The sequence below is a fragment of the Actinoplanes oblitus genome, from assembly GCF_030252345.1.
Classification (GTDB): Bacteria; Actinomycetota; Actinomycetes; order Mycobacteriales; family Micromonosporaceae; genus Actinoplanes; species Actinoplanes oblitus.
On sequence record NZ_CP126980.1, the window covers coordinates 6197704 to 6212217 of the forward strand.

General features: G+C 73.2%; 12 protein-coding genes. 9 read left to right on the plus strand and 3 right to left on the minus strand.

Annotated elements, in window-relative coordinates:
• The first annotated feature begins 99 nt into the window (after nt 1-99).
• On the plus strand, nt 100-804 hold the full coding sequence (locus Actob_RS27970) for a response regulator transcription factor (protein ID WP_284914819.1): 705 nt from the start codon (nt 100-102) through the stop codon (nt 802-804).
• Nucleotides 801-2525, plus strand: coding sequence for a HAMP domain-containing sensor histidine kinase (locus tag Actob_RS27975; RefSeq protein WP_284914820.1), 1725 nt, complete (start codon nt 801-803; stop codon nt 2523-2525). The genes Actob_RS27970 and Actob_RS27975 overlap by 4 nt, the downstream gene beginning before the upstream one ends.
• Before the next feature lie 60 nt (nt 2526-2585).
• Here the strand turns inward: Actob_RS27975 and Actob_RS27980 are convergent, their stop codons facing one another.
• Nucleotides 2586-3128: a GtrA family protein gene (locus Actob_RS27980; protein WP_284914821.1), complete on the minus strand. Its 543-nt coding sequence runs from the start codon at nt 3126-3128 to the stop codon at nt 2586-2588.
• 81 nt (nt 3129-3209) lie between these two features.
• Between Actob_RS27980 and Actob_RS27985 the strand changes: the two genes are divergently transcribed.
• The 7 genes from Actob_RS27985 (at nt 3210) to Actob_RS28015 (ending at nt 12799) form a co-directional block, all read left to right on the plus strand.
• Nucleotides 3210-4118 (plus strand): alpha/beta hydrolase, encoded by a 909-nt coding sequence (locus Actob_RS27985; protein WP_284914822.1) that lies wholly within the window; start codon nt 3210-3212, stop codon nt 4116-4118.
• Entirely contained in the window at nt 4115-4957 is an 843-nt protein-coding gene (locus tag Actob_RS27990) for a phosphotransferase (protein WP_284914823.1), read from the plus strand. The genes Actob_RS27985 and Actob_RS27990 overlap by 4 nt, the downstream gene beginning before the upstream one ends.
• Nucleotides 4958-5082: 125 nt before the next feature.
• Nucleotides 5083-7875, plus strand: coding sequence for a tetratricopeptide repeat protein (locus Actob_RS27995; protein ID WP_284914824.1), 2793 nt, complete (start codon nt 5083-5085; stop codon nt 7873-7875).
• A gap of 82 nt (nt 7876-7957) precedes the next feature.
• Nucleotides 7958-8926, plus strand: a complete 969-nt coding sequence (gene pip / locus Actob_RS28000; protein WP_284922395.1) for a prolyl aminopeptidase — start codon at nt 7958-7960, stop codon at nt 8924-8926.
• Between the two features lie 157 nt (nt 8927-9083).
• The gene (asnB, locus tag Actob_RS28005; protein WP_284914825.1) at nt 9084-10985 is read left to right on the plus strand and encodes an asparagine synthase (glutamine-hydrolyzing); all 1902 of its coding nucleotides are present in this window, start codon (nt 9084-9086) and stop codon (nt 10983-10985) included.
• A gap of 128 nt (nt 10986-11113) precedes the next feature.
• Nucleotides 11114-11554 (plus strand): MarR family winged helix-turn-helix transcriptional regulator, encoded by a 441-nt coding sequence (locus Actob_RS28010; protein WP_284914826.1) that lies wholly within the window; start codon nt 11114-11116, stop codon nt 11552-11554.
• Between the two features lie 429 nt (nt 11555-11983).
• A complete protein-coding gene (locus tag Actob_RS28015) occupies nt 11984-12799 on the plus strand; it encodes an alpha/beta fold hydrolase (protein WP_284914827.1) in 816 nt (271 codons plus the stop codon).
• A 454-nt stretch (nt 12800-13253) separates the two neighbouring features.
• Here Actob_RS28015 and Actob_RS28020 read toward each other — a convergent pair whose 3' ends face one another.
• Nucleotides 13254-13802 carry a MerR family transcriptional regulator gene (locus tag Actob_RS28020; protein ID WP_284914828.1) on the minus strand — a complete coding sequence of 183 codons (549 nt, stop codon included), beginning with the start codon at nt 13800-13802 and terminating at the stop codon, nt 13254-13256.
• Nucleotides 13803-13985: 183 nt separating this feature from the next.
• Nucleotides 13986-14450: a bifunctional nuclease family protein gene (locus Actob_RS28025; RefSeq protein ID WP_284914829.1), complete on the minus strand. Its 465-nt coding sequence runs from the start codon at nt 14448-14450 to the stop codon at nt 13986-13988.
• Between the last annotated feature and the right edge of the window lie 64 nt (nt 14451-14514).

The window sequence follows — 14514 nt, forward strand, 5'->3', positions numbered from 1 at the left end:
GCCGGACGGGGCAACCGCGGCGCCCATCGAGGTGACGACGGCTCGGCCGGCCTCACAGGAATCGCACATTCGTTGAGGCGGTGGCATCGCTGCGCCAGAATGCCAGCCGTGACCGCCCGCATCCTCGTCGCCGACGACGATCCGAAGCACGTGCGGCTGATCCGGCTCTACCTGGAGCGGGAAGGCCATCAGGTGCTCACCGTCGGTGACGGCCGGGCGGCGCTGGAGCAGACCCGCGCCCGCCGCCCCGACCTGCTCGTCCTGGACGTGATGATGCCCCTGGTCGACGGCCTGGACGTGTGCCGGATCCTGCGCGCCGAGGCCGACCCGGCACTGTCCGGGGTGGCGATCCTGCTGGTCACCGCCCGGTCCGCGGAGAACGACATGCTGCTCGGGCTGGACATCGGCGCCGACGACTACCTGAGCAAACCGGTCAGCCCGCGGGAGCTGACCGCCCGGATCCGGGCCCTGCTGCGCCGGGTCCGCGGCGGGGAGAACCGCGAGGTGCTGCGGGTCGGTGACCTGGAGGTGGACGCGCCCCGGTTCGAGGTGCGGGTGGGCGGGCGGGCGGTGCGGCTGACCGCCAAGGAGTTCGCCATCCTGGAACTGCTCGCCCGGGAGCCGGGCCGGGTGTTCACCCGCGGGCAGATCATCGACAAGACGTTCGGGTTCGAGAACGACGTCTCCGAGCGCACCGTCGACGCGCACGTGGTCAACCTGCGCCGCAAGATCGAGATGGATCCGGCCGAGCCGCGCTACGTGCAGACCGTGTACGGGCGCGGCTACCGGATGGGCGAGCGGTGAGTTTCCGCCTGCGGATCTTCCTGCTGGTGCTGGTGGTGGCCGGCACCGCGATCGGCGCGACCGCCTGGCTCACCCTCAGCCTCACCTCCCGCGAGGTGACCCGGCTCAGCGCCGCCCGGGACCGGCACCAGGCGGAGATCGCCGGGGCGATCCGCCGGTTCGGGGTGACCAACGGGCGGTGGAACGGCGTCGACGCGGTGGTGGCGGAGCTGTCCGAGCGCACCGGCCTGCACATCCGGGTGGAGACCGAGGGCGCCACGCTTGCCGATTCGGACGTGCTGCGCGACCAGGTCGTCGGGCCGGTGCAGCGGCTGTCCACGCCCGTCGACCCGTACCCGGTGCTGGACGCCGGGACGCCGCGGCCGGCGAGCACTGTCGCGGTCGCCGCACCGATCCCGGCGCGGCCCGTGCTGCCGGCCGACCTGTTCGCCACCACGCCGGGCGGCAGCGGGCTGCGCACCCCGGAGCAGAGGGCGTACTTCCAGCTGGTGCAGTACCGGGCCGCACTGGTCGCGGTGCGCTGCGCGGCCGGCGAACACGCCGTCGCACTGCCCACGCTCGGCTCCGAGACCGCGCCCTACCTGACGCCGGAGCAGCGCGCCGCGGCGCCCGAGTGCGTGCGGGCCGGCCAGCGGAAAGTGCTCCACGACACGGACTGGCTCGACCAGTGGTGGGAGCAGTTCGCCCAGTGCCGGGACGATCCGCCGAGCGACTTCGAGCAGTGCCTCGGACCGGCCTTCACCGAGGCGGTGTCGACCACCGGGGCGATTCCGGTGCGGATCTATTTCGGGGCCGGGCGCGACCAGGGTCTGGCCGGGCTGGGCCGCCCCGCGCTGTTCGGTGCCGCCGGGCTGCTGGTGGCCGCGGCGCTCGGCACCGCCTGGATCGCCCGCCGGATCAGCCGGCCGGTGCGCGCGATCACCGGGGCGTCGCTGCAGCTCGCGGCGGGCCGGCTGGACGTCCGGGTGCCCGCCTCCGGCAAGGACGAGCTGGCGTTCCTGACCGCGTCGTTCAACGCGATGGCCGAGGCGATGCAGCGCAGTGAGGAACGGCAGCGGCGGCTGGTCGCCGACGTCGCCCACGAGCTGCGCACGCCGCTGTCCAACCTGCGCGGCTACCTGGAGGGGCTGGCCGACGGGGTGGTCGAGCCGACGCCTGAGCTGTTCGCCTCGCTGCACGAGGAGACGCTGCTGCAACGCCGGATCCTCGACGACCTGCAGGTGCTGGCGCTCGCCGAGAACGGGGACCTGGCGTACGCCATCGCACCGCTGGACCTGGCGGAGCTGGCCGGGTCGGCGGTGACCGCGCACCGGGCGGTGGCCACGAACGCCGGCCTGCGCCTGCTGGTCGACGCGCCGGAGCCGGTCGAGGTGCAGGCGGATCCGGACCGGCTGCGCCAGGTGCTCGGGAACCTGCTCAGCAACGCCATCCGGTACACCGACGCCGGTGGGCAGGTCGAGGTGCGGGTGAGCCGGGACGAGCTGACGGCGATCCTGACCGTACGCGACACCGGGGTCGGGATGAGCGCCGAGGAGGTGGCCCGGGTGTTCGACAGGTTCTGGCGGGCGGACCCGGCCCGGCACCGGGCGACCGGCGGGTCCGGGCTGGGACTGACCATCTCCCGGCGGATCGCCGAGGATCACGGCGGGACGATCACCGCGAGCAGCGCGCCGGGGCTCGGGTCGACGTTCACGGTCCGGCTGCCCGCCCGGATGCGGTAAGGCGGCCGCGCTCCGGCGTACCGGAAGCGGATCTGACCGGACGTGCCGCGGACCCGGAGCCTAGCGACGGGATGTGGTCCTGTCGGCGGCGACCGGACGCGGCTCGTGGCGCGTCAGCCTGCTGCGCGGACCGGGAACGGAGCGGTGGGCGCGGGCCTCGGCCTGCGGGAAGACGAAACGCTTGAACGCCCACAGCCGGAACACCATGGCGATCAGGGTGCCCAGGATGATGCCGCTGACGAAGTCGGCGATCTCCTGGACCGGGCGGCTGACGTCCGGGACCCGCAGGTCCAGCAGGTAGCGGGAGACGGCGAGCGGCAGCACGTTGAGACCGATGCCGATCGCGCTGACCGCGAAGAACAGCGCCGCCTCGTGATGCTGCTCACGGCCGCCGCGGGTACGGAACGACCACTCCCGGTTCAGCACATAGGACAGGATCGTGGCGACCACGGTGGCGAAGGCCAGCGCGGTGACCGGCTTGTCGTGCAGCACGGTGAGTTTGAGCAGATAGTTCAGGGCGGTGGTGGCGACGAAACAGATGCCGCCGACGACCAGGAACTTCGCCGCTTCATGGTGTTTGCGCCACAGCCGGTTCAGCCACATTCGCGCGAGTCTAGAGGGGTTTTCTGAGCGCTGCCGTAAAGCGGTGGCGGCCGATCATGGGCGGCTGGGAGGCTCCGGGACATGCGCCTGAACCACCGCACCCTGGCCAGCAAGATCATCGGCAGCGACCTGCCCTACACCGTGCTCACCCCGCCGGACTGGTCGCCGGAGGAGGCGTTACCGCTGGTCCAGGTGTTGCACGGGGCGAATTCGTCGGCCGAGGTGCTCGCCATGATGCAGCCGATCGCCGAGGGGATCGACCTGCCGCGCGCGCTGATCGCGTGTGTCTCCACGCCCACCGTCGGCGGTTTCTACCTCGGTCCGTGGGAGCGGGTGGTCGCCGACGAGCTGCCGGCTGAGTTCAACGTCACTCGGATCGCGCTGCTGGGTAGCTCGATGGGCGGGTTCGGGGCGCTGCGGATCGCGTTCGCCGACCCCCGGCGGTACAGCGCGGTCGCGGCGATCTCCCCGGCGCTGATCCCGGAGGGCGAGCCGCGCGCCCGCAACACCCTCAGCGTGCTGGCCCAGCTCGCCGAGGAGACCGACGAGGACGTCCCGCGGCGGCTGCGCGCCAACGCCGACGCGATCCGGGCCGGCGGCCTGCCGATCATGCTGCGCTGCGGCGACCGGGACGTGTTCAACATGCACGACGGCACCGAGCAGCTGCACCGCCTGCTCTGGGACCTGGACATCGCGCACGACTACCACCTGGTGCGCGACGGCGACCATCTCGGCCCCGAGGCGACCGCGTCGCTGCGCGCGGCGTTCGCCTTCGTGGCCGGGGCGCTGACGCCGCCGAGCGCACGGGATCGCGAGCTGGAGCAGGCCTGGCGCGACTGGCAGACGGCCGGCAAACCGGGTGATCCGCCGCACCTGGACGCCTTCGGTCCGTCGGCGTCGACCGCCGTGCGGGTGATGATGGCCGACGACCTCGCCGAGGCCGCCCGCCGCGACCCGACCGCCGCCCGGCGGTACGGCGTGCTGCGATGAACCCGGCGCTCGCCCGCGCCCTGATCGACGCCCAGTTCCCGCGGTGGCGTGACCTGCCGATCGAGCGGGTCGGCACGCACGGCACCGTCAACGCCGTCTTCCGGCTCGGCGACCGGCTGTCGGCGCGTTTCCCGCAGCGGGACGAGGATCTGGCCGCCGAGGCCGCGGCCGCCCGGGAGCTGTTCGGCGCGACCCGCTTCGCCACCCCGGAGCCGGTCGCGCTCGGCGAGCCGGGCCCCGGCTTCCCCCGGCAGTGGGCCGTGCAGACCTGGCTGCCGGGCACCGTCACCAGCGAGACGTCGCACGCGGCGAGCGAGGAGCTGGCGCGCGACCTGGCCGAGTTCATCGGTGGCGTGCGGGCCCTGGACACGCGCGGGCGGACGTTCGGCGGCCGGGGCCGGGGCGGGCACCTGCCCGACCACGACGACTATCTGGCCGACTGCTTCCGGCGCAGCGAGGGCCTGCTCGACGTCCCGCGGCTCCGCCTTCTCTGGGCCCGGCTGCGGGAACTGCCCCGCGAGGCGCCGGACGCGATGTGTCACCGCGACCTGATCCCCGGCAATCTGCTCGCCGACGGCGACCGGCTCGCCGGGGTGCTGGACGTCGGCGGCTTCGGCCCCTCGGATCCGGCCCTGGACCTGGTCTGCGCCTGGCACCTGTTCGACGCGGCCGCCCGGGAGGTGCTGCGTACCGAGCTCAGGTGTGGCGAGCTCGACTGGGAGCGGGGCCGGGCCTGGGCGTTCCAGCAGGCCATCGGCCTGGTGTGGTACTACGACCGGACCAACCCGGTGATGGCCCGCCTCGGCCGCAGCACCCTGCGCCGCCTGCTCGACGGATAGCGGGGCCGGGCCGGGACGTTTCGGTCGTACCGGGACGAGCAGCACCCGGGGCGACCGATGATCTTGGGCTGGACCGTCCGATAGGTGGGTATGGGACGGGCGGCTCGGCGTGGAAAAGTGTCCGGGTGCAGATCGATCTGGGTGATGCCGCCTCGGCCGTCGGGACAGCTCGCGACGGCGGGCGGGTGGTCAGCGTCGAAACCGCGGGGCGTCGCGCGGCCGGCTGTCTGATCACCGGGCGGCTGGTGCTCACCTCGGCCCACGCCGCTCCGGCCGTCGGCTCGGAGGTGACCGTGTGCCTGGCGGCCTCCGGGCGCGGCCTCACCGGCGTAGTGGCCTGGCGGGGCACACCGGGCGGGCCGGACGACGCCGCGCTCGTCCGGATCGAGGACACCGCCGGGGCCGAGGTCGCCGGGCCGGACCCGGTGTTCGGGCGGATGGTGACGGACCGGCCGGACCGGCCGGCGCGGGCGTGGGGTGTCCAGCGGCGGGACTGGCCGGTCGGCGCGGCGCCGCGGCCGGTGGCCGGCGCGCTCCACGAGAACCGGTTCGTGCCCGGCGACGCCGGCGACCTCGGCGGCTCCGGGGAGCCGGCGGCCGGGCTGTCCGGTGCGGCGGTGTTCTGCGCCGGGCTGCTGGTCGGCGTGGTCGGCGACGGCCTCGGGGTCACGCTGGTGAGCGCGCTGTGCCGGGAGCGGGGGTTCCTCGAGGTGGCCGGGACCGCGGTGTCCCGGCTGTCGCCGGTCGAGCTGGCCGGGGCTCAGGTGACCGAGCCGGACGCGCCGCGGTCACCGGCGGCGCTGCTGCGGGCGGAGAGCCGGGTGGTCGGATTCCGCGGGCGGCACCGGCTGATGGACGAGCTGGGCGCCTGGTGTTCCGGGGCCGGGTTCGCGGCGCTGCTGCTGCACGGGCCGGCCGGGCAGGGCAAGTCGCGGGTCGGGCACGAGTTGGCCGGGCGGCTGACGGCGGCCGGCTGGGCGGTCCTGTGGCTGGGCGAGTCCGCGCCGGACGAGGCGATCGCCGCGGTCGGCGACGTGGTGGTGCCGCTGCTGATCGTGGTGGACGGGGCGGAGGACCGCGCCGGGCAGATCCGGACGCTGCTGGCGGCCTGCGCCCGGCACGACGGCGCCCGGCCGCTGCGGGTGCTGCTGCTGGCCCGCAACGCCGGCGACTGGTGGCGGATGCTGCGCGACGAGCGGCTGCTGGGCGGCACCGCCGTGGTGGACCTGCCGGTGCTCGACGACGACCCGGACGGGCGGGCCACGGCGTACCGGGAGGCGGTGCACGCGCTGGCGGCCGCGCTGCCGGGGGTGCCCGGGCACGCCGCGCACCACTGGCCGACCGTCGCGGAACGGCTGACCGGGCAGCCGCACGACGCCGGCGGCCGGGCACTGAGCGTGCAGATGCGGGCGCTGGCCGACCTGCTGGACACCGCCGGGTTCGGCATCGCGGCGGGCTCGCGCAAACCGGCGGAGGACCGGCTGCTGACCCACGAGCAGCGGTACTGGTCGTTCACCGCCGCCTGGCACGGCCTGGACCTGCCGGATGTGGCGGCGCAGGACGTGCTCGCCGTCGCGGTGCTGGTCAGCCCCACCGACGAGGAGCAGGCCGACCGGCTGCTGAGCGCCGTCGCCGCGCTCGCCGGCCGGCCCCGGGAGCTGCGCGACGCGGTCCGGACCTGGCTGGCCGACCTCTTCCCCGCCGCCGGCGCCCGGCCGTGGGGCGGCCTGCGGCCGGACCGGCTCGCCGACCGGTTCGCCGGGCTGCGCCTGGCGGCCTCCCCCGGCCTGGTCACCCCACTGCTACCGATCCTCACCGAGAGCCAGCGCCGGCGGGTGCTGACCCGGTGGGCGCGAGCCGCGCGGCAGCCGGATCTGACCGACCGGCTCAGCGTCCCGCTGACCAGCCTCTGCGTCCGGCACGCCGGCCTGCTCACCGAGGCCATGGTGGCGGCCGCGGCCAGCGTCGCGGGCGCCGCGCCGCTGGTCACCGCGATACGGCGGATCGGCGCCGACCCGGAGGCCGACCCGGAGGCCGGCGTGGACCGGCTGGTCGCCATCGCCGACCGGCTCCCCCGGACCGGTGACCTGGCGCCGCTGGCCGCCGAGATCACCCAGCGGATCGCCGACCGGCACCGGCGGGCCGGGCGGGAGCCGGAGCTGGCCACCGCGCTGAACAACCTGTCGGTACGCCTCGGTGACCTCGACCGGCACGCCCCGGCGCTGGCCGCGATCGAGGAGGCGGTGGTCGTGCACCGCCGGCTCGCCGCTGCGGAGCCCGCCACCTACGAGGCGGCGCTGGCCCGGTCGCTGGGCAGCCTGGCCGTCCGGCTCAGCGTGCTGGATCAGCCGGAGCCGGCGCTGGGCGCGGCGGCCGAGGCTGCCGAGATCTACGGCCGGCTCGCCGAGGCGGACCCGGACAGCCACCGGTCCGAGCTGGCCGGCGCGCTGCTGAACCTGTCCCTCGGGTTCGGTGCTGTCGAGCAGTATCCGCAGGCCCTGGCCGCCGCGGAGGAGGCGGTGGTGCTGCACCGCCGGCTCGCCGAGCAGGAGCCGGCGGAGTTCCTGCCGCAGCTGGCGGCGGCGCTCAGCGTGCTCGGCATCAACCTGGGGATCCTGGACCGCAACGAGCCGAGCCGGACGGTGGCCGAGGAGGCGGTGGCGCTGCGGCGGCGGCTCGCCGAGCGGCAGCCGGACGCGTACCTGCCGAGTCTGGCGTCCGCGCTGACCGATCTGGCGGTGCGGCGGATCGTGCTCGGGGAGAAGGCGGCGGCCCTGGCCGCGGTGGAGGAGGCGCTGACCATCCGCTATCAGCTCGCCGAGGAGCGCCCGGAGACAGCAGGCGAGGATCTCCAGTGGTCGCTGCACGTGCATCGGGTGATCTCCGGGCAGGAGGCCGACCAGCACCCTGTCCGATAACGTTCACGGCGTTCGATGACTGCCGTGCGAGGACGAGGAGGGCGACGTGGCGGTTGCGCCGATCGAGCCGGATCAGACCGGGATGCTCGACACCGGCGACGGCAACGCCGTCTACTGGGAGACCTGCGGTAACCCGGACGGCGTACCGGTGCTGGTCGTGCACGGCGGGCCGGGTGCCGGATGCTCGGTCGGCATGCGCCGGTCCTTCGACCCGCAGCGGTACCGCATCATCCTGTTCGACCAGCGCAACTGCGGTCGCAGCACGCCACACGCGAGCGACCCCGGGACCGACCTGAGCCGCAACACCACCGAGCATCTGATCGGTGACATGGAACGGCTGCGCGAGCACCTCGGGATCCGGACGTGGCAGCTCTTCGGCGGCTCCTGGGGTGTCACGCTGGCGCTGGCCTACGCGCAGCGCCATCCGGACCGCGTCGCCGGCATGCTGCTGGTCAGCATCACGTCGGGGCGCCGGTCCGAGCTGGACTGGCTGTACCGGGGCGCCGGCCGGATGTTCCCCGAGGCGTGGGCGCGGTTCCGGGATTTCGCCGGTGCCGCGGACCACCGGCTGCCGACCGACGTCGAGCCGCCGATCGAGGATTTGCTGATGGCATACTCCCGGCTGCTGGACAGCGCCGACCCGGACCTGCGACGGCGAGCCGCCACCGAGTGGCTGGCCTGGGAGGACGCGCTCATCTCACTGGAGCACAACGGCAAGCCGGGACAGTACGGCAGGCGTTCCGACGAGGCGGCGCTGGCCTTCGTCCGGATCTGCGCCCACTACTTCGCGAACGGCTGCTTCCTCGACGACGGCGTGCTGCTGCGCGAGGCGGGCAGGCTGACCGGCATTCCCGCCGTCCTGGTACACGGGCGCGGCGACCTCGGCTCCCCGGTCATCACCGCGTGGGAGCTCGCGCGGGCCTGGCCCGATGCCGAGCTGGTCGTCGTCGAGGACTCCGGCCACACCGGCGGCGCCGCGATGGCCGAAGCCCTGCGGGCCGCCGGCGACAGGCTGGCCGGCCGGATCTCCGCGCGGGCGGCGGGCCACTGAACGTCGCCGGTCACGGCGTACCGGAAGCGGATTGTGAGTTTCTGGTGAAGAAGTCACACGGGTTCCGGTCAGCGCAGGGAAGCGTGCAGGAACCGCACAGGATCTTCACAAGCTGACCCTACGGTCGCCTCCTCACGACCACGAGGGGGAGGCCGAGATGTGCGGTCTGAGCGCGTACTTCAGCAACCGGCCCGGTGCCGGGCCGCTGGACGAGGCGGGCGCGGCGGCCTTCGCCGCGGCATTGGCCACGATGCGGCATCGCGGGCCCGACGACACCCGGATCGTGCACGGCGACGGGTACGCGCTGGGGTTCAACCGGCTCGCGATCATCGACCGCGAGCAGTCGGCGCAGCCGCTGCACTACGCGGACCGGTGGTCGGTGGTCTTCAACGGGGAGATCTACAACTACCACGAGTTGCGGGCCGAGCTGATCCGCGAGCACGGGGCGACGTTCGCCACGCACGGCGACACCGAGGTGCTGGCGGCCGCGTTCCACCACTGGGGTGAGGCGGCGCTGCCCCGGCTGCGCGGGATGTTCGCGTTCGTCGCCTACGACCACCGGACCGGGACGGTGCACGCGGCCCGGGACGCGTTCGGGATCAAGCCGCTCTACCTGGTGGAGACCGCTGACGGCCTGTGGCTGGCCAGCGAGCGCAAGGCCCTCGACCCGTTCGCCGCGCCGCCCGGCGGTGCGCTCGACACCGACGCGCTCGGGCACTACCTGAGCTTCCAGTTCGTGCCGGACCCGAGCACCCTGCACCGGCACATCCGGCGGCTGCCACCGGGGCACCGGCTGGTCTGGACACCCGGCGGCGGCGTGCGCGAGCACCGCTGGTTCCGGCCGTCGCTGCGCCCGCTGCGCCTGCAACCCGAGGTCGCCCACCAGGCCATTCAGGACGCGCTGCGCGCCAGCGTACGCAAACACCTGCACGCCGAGGTCCCGGTCGGCACGTTCCTCTCCTCCGGCGTCGACTCGTCCGCCGTCGCCGCCCTGGCCGCCGAGGCGCGACCGGGCATCCACGCGTTCACCGCCGGGTTCGCCGCCGACGGGTACTCGGAGATCGACATCGCCCAGGACACCGCCCGGCAGCTGGGCATCCCGCTGACCCCGACGGTGGTCACCGACGAGCAGGTGCTGGCCGAACTGCCGCGCATCGTGCAGCTGCTCGACGACCCGGTCGCCGACCCGTCGCTGATCCCGCTGTACTTCCTGGCCCGCACCGCCTCCCGCCAGGTGACAGTGGTGCTCTCCGGGGAGGGCGCCGACGAGCTGTTCGGCGGTTACCGGATCTATCGCGAGCCGCTGTCGCTGGCCACCGTCGACAGGCTGCCGCCGAGCCTCAAGCGCGGCCTGCACCACCTCGCCCAGGTGCTACCGGAGGGCGTCCGGGGCCGGTCGTTCCTGGAGCGCGGCACCACGCCGATCGAGCAGCGCTATTACGGCAACGCCCGGATCTTCGACCCGGAGGAGAAGGCCCGGATCATGCGGTTCACCGCGGAACCGCACACCGCGATCACCGCCCGGCTGTACGCCGAGACCGCCGATGTGGACGAGGTGGCCTCCATGCAGTACGTGGACCTGCACACCTGGCTGCCCGGCGACATCCTGGTCAAGGCCGACCGGATGAGCATGGCGCACAGCCTGGAGCTGCGGGTCCCGTTCCTCGACCAGCAGGTGTACGCGGCAGCCGCCGGCCTGGCCACCGACCTGAAGCTGCCGCCGGGGTCACGCACCACCAAGGCGGCGTTGCGCGAGGCGATGCGCGGGATCGTGCCGGAGTCGGTGCGCGACCGGGCCAAGCTGGGCTTCCCGACCCCGACCCGGCTGTGGCTGCGCGGCCGGATCGGCGACTGGGTCGATCACCTGCTGGCCACCTCACAGACCGGCCACCTGCTGGACCTGGAGTATGCCCGGGGTCTGCTCGCGGAGCACCGGGCCGGCACGGCCGACCGGTCGCGCAAGGTGTGGACGGTCGCGATGTTCTGCCTCTGGCACGCGATCAATGTGGAGCGGACCATCGTGGTGCCCCGGGCGGAGCAGGTCCCGGTGCCGCACTGAGGTCCCGGCCCTCCTGACGCTGCCGGTCGGATCACCGTCCTCCCTCGTCGCTCTGCCGACAACCGTATATCAGCATCCTTAGGTAAGCATGCTTGAATCAGGAGCTTGTTCTTCGTTACGCTGATCTCATGGTCCGTTCGGTGAACCAGGTCGCGCTGTCCGTGCGACGCGTCCAGCACCGGCACCACCGCGCCCTGACCGCCACGCTGTCCCACCTGGGGGTCTCCCTGGTGCAGTGGGATGCCCTGCGTCACCTGCACGAGCACCCCGACGCGTCACTGCACGACCTGGCACAGCTGACCTTCCAGACCGACCAGTCGTTCGGCACCCTGGCGGCGCGGATGATCGATCGCGGCCTCATCGAACGCGTGCCCGCACCCGGCCGGGCGATCCGGCACAGGATCACCGACGCGGGCGAGAAGATCCGCGACGAGGGCACCCGGCGGGTGTCCGCAGTGCTCGCTCAATCGTTCGCGGGGCTCGACGCGCAGCAGCTCGATCAGCTCGGTGCGCTGCTCGAGCTGGTCCTGCGGCAGCCGCTGGACCCGGAGACCACCGGCCGCGACTGATCCCGCGGCCGGCGACCGTGACTGATCCCGCGGCCGGCGGCCGTGACGTCTGGCGCGTCGATCACGGGGCGGCCCGCACTGCTCCGGTCCGGAGGATCGAGGCGCGGTAAATGCCGGCGCGTCCTGTCTACCGTGGCGCCGTGATCGGCAAGGCACCGCGACGCTCGGCATTGGGCGGGCTTGGGCGCTGGCCGTCGGCGGCGCGGCGCTAGCAGCGCTGCCGGTGCTCCTGGATCCGATCACGAGAACCACGGACTGCCCGAACTACGGCGCTGCCCGCAACGCGAGCGTGTTCGCCAATGGGGACTGGGACTTCTCCTTTCCGGGCGATCCAGGCGCCCTGGACGCGACGAGGCGGCAAACTAAGGTTCCTTATATAACCAAGCTGATATAGGATGGTGTCACCGAAACGAGAGAAAAGAGCCCGGCATGACGACGACCTCGCCGACCGTGTACACCGTTCACCGGCCCGGCACCACTGCGGTCCCGCTCACCGTCGACGAGGCCGGCGCCGGGCACCCGTTCCTGCTGCTGCACGGCGGCGCCGGCCCCGCCTCCGTCCTACCGTTCGCCGCGCAGCTGGCCGCACAGCGACCGGCCCGGGTCCTGACGCCCACCCACCCCGGCTTCAACGGCACCCCGAGACCCGACGACATCACCGACGTGCGCGCCCTGGCCCACCTCTACGTCGCCCTGCTCGACCAGCTCGACCTCCACGACGTCACCCTGGTCGGCAGCTCCATCGGCGGCTGGATCACCGCCGAGATCGCCCTGCTGGCCAGCCCTCGCATCGCCAGCGTGATCATCATCAACGGCGTCGGCGTCGACGTCCCCGCCCACCCGGTCGCCGACTTCTTCGCCCTCACCCTCGACCAGCTGACCGACCTGTCCTACCACGACCCCGACCGGTTCCGGCTCGATCCCGCCACCGTCACGGACCGCCAGAAAGCGCTCATGGGCGCCAACCGGCAAGCCATCGCCCTCTACGGCGGCAGCTCCATGACCGACCCCACCCTCGCTGGCCGCCTCACCCGGGTCACCGTCCCCACACTCGTCCTGTGGGGCCAGAGCGACCGCATCGCCACCCCCGACTACGGACGCGCGTACGCCGCCGCCATCCCCGGCGCCCGCTACCAAGCCCTCGACCAGGCCGGCCACCTCCCCCAGATCGAAACCCCCGCGGCCACCCTCACCGCCGTCTGGGGCTTCGCCGACCAGCACGCCACCGCGCGCCCCACCCACTGATCAGGCACTGACTCCCGCCCTGGGGCAGCCCGGGCCGACCGGCAGTGGGTGGCCGTTGACCGGTGACGTCAACCTGTCGGTCAACAGAACGAGCCCGGCGGAGCTGACGGGATGACGAGCCTGTGGCGCAACCGGGACTTCACCGCCCGGTGAACCGGTCAGGTGATCGCCACCGGCTCGGCGCGCGACGCCGGGCTCGTCGGTGCGGCCGGGTCGCTGCCCTGGGGTGTGCTGCCGCGGGGTCGCTGCCGGCGGGGTTCCGGCTCGACGAGGTCGGTCCGACGGGGACTGTCTGGGCGCCGACCGGCATCATGTTCGTCACCGCCGACGCGGCCACCGTCGGCCCGGCGGTCCGCAAGGCGCCCCGGCTGGTCCCGGACGGAGCCGCACGGTGAGGATCAGCCCACCCGCCGGCGCCGCGTGAAAGGCGGCGGCCGGTGCCGGCCGATCAGGATCAGCCGGCCCGCCGGCGCGCCCGCCTGGCCGCCAGCTCGTCACCCGCGGCCGGCCCCTCGGGCCGCTCGTCGACCGGCTGCGGCGCGGCCGGCTCGGCCGGCAGGTGCGACAACGAACCCTGGATCTCCTTGAACGCACCGCCGATCGCGATGCCGAACACGCCCTGGCCGCCCTGCAGCAGGTCGACGACCTCCTCCGGGGAGCGGCACTCGTAGACGGTGGTGCCGTCCGAGATCAGCGTGATCCCGGCCAGGTCCTCGACACCGTGCGAGCGCAGCGTCTCGATCGCCCGGCGGATGTTCTGCAGCGACACCCCGGCGTCCAGCAGACGCTTGACGACCTTGAGGACCACCAGGTCGCGGAAGGAGTAGAGGCGGGAAGTGCCGGAACCGGAGGCGTCCCGCACGCTCGGCACCACCAGCGTGGTCCGCGCCCAGTAGTCGAGCTGGCGGTAGCTGATGCCGACCGCCTGGCAAGCCGTCACTCCGCGATAGCCGACCGAGCCGTCCTCGCCGACGAGTGGGCCTTCAAGAGGCTGCTCGTGCACGCGACTACCTCCCCGCTGCCCATGATCAACAGATCTGGGCGGTGCCGGTTCACCTGGACTTCACGAGCGTATATCTCAGTCACTGGCGAAACATGGAGGTAACCGCACGACACGCCGCGTTCGGACGAGCGACACGCCGACGCGCCGTTACTCTCCGGCGCGTCTCGGTGTTTTCCGCCACTTTCAGCCGGCGAAGTCCTCGGGCCGCACCTGGTCGAGGAACTCGCGGAATTTCTCCACCTCGTCCTCCTGCTCGTCGGGGATCACGATGCCGGCCTCGGTCAGCACCTGATCGGCGCACCGGATCGGCGCGCCCACCCGCAACGCCAGGGCGATCGAGTCGCTCGGCCGGGCCGACACCCGGAGGTTCTCCCCGATCAGCAGATCGGCGTAGAAGACGTTGTCCTTCAGCTCGGTGATCTCCACGGCCTTCAGCGGCTGCTGCACCGCCGCCAGGATGTCCCGCAGCAGGTCGTGGGTGAGCGGCCGGGCCGGTTTCACACCCTGCTGCTCGTAGGCGATAGCTGTCGCCTCCACCGCGCCGATCCAGATCGGCAGGTACCGGTCACCGTCGACTTCCCGCAGCAACACGATCGGCTGGTTGCTGGGCAGCTCCACCCGGACCCCGACCACGCTCAGCTCGCGCACCGCCCGCCTCCGTGTTCGTTGTTGTCGCCGCCCCCAGACGGCCGCCCCTTACCCTGCACGGTAC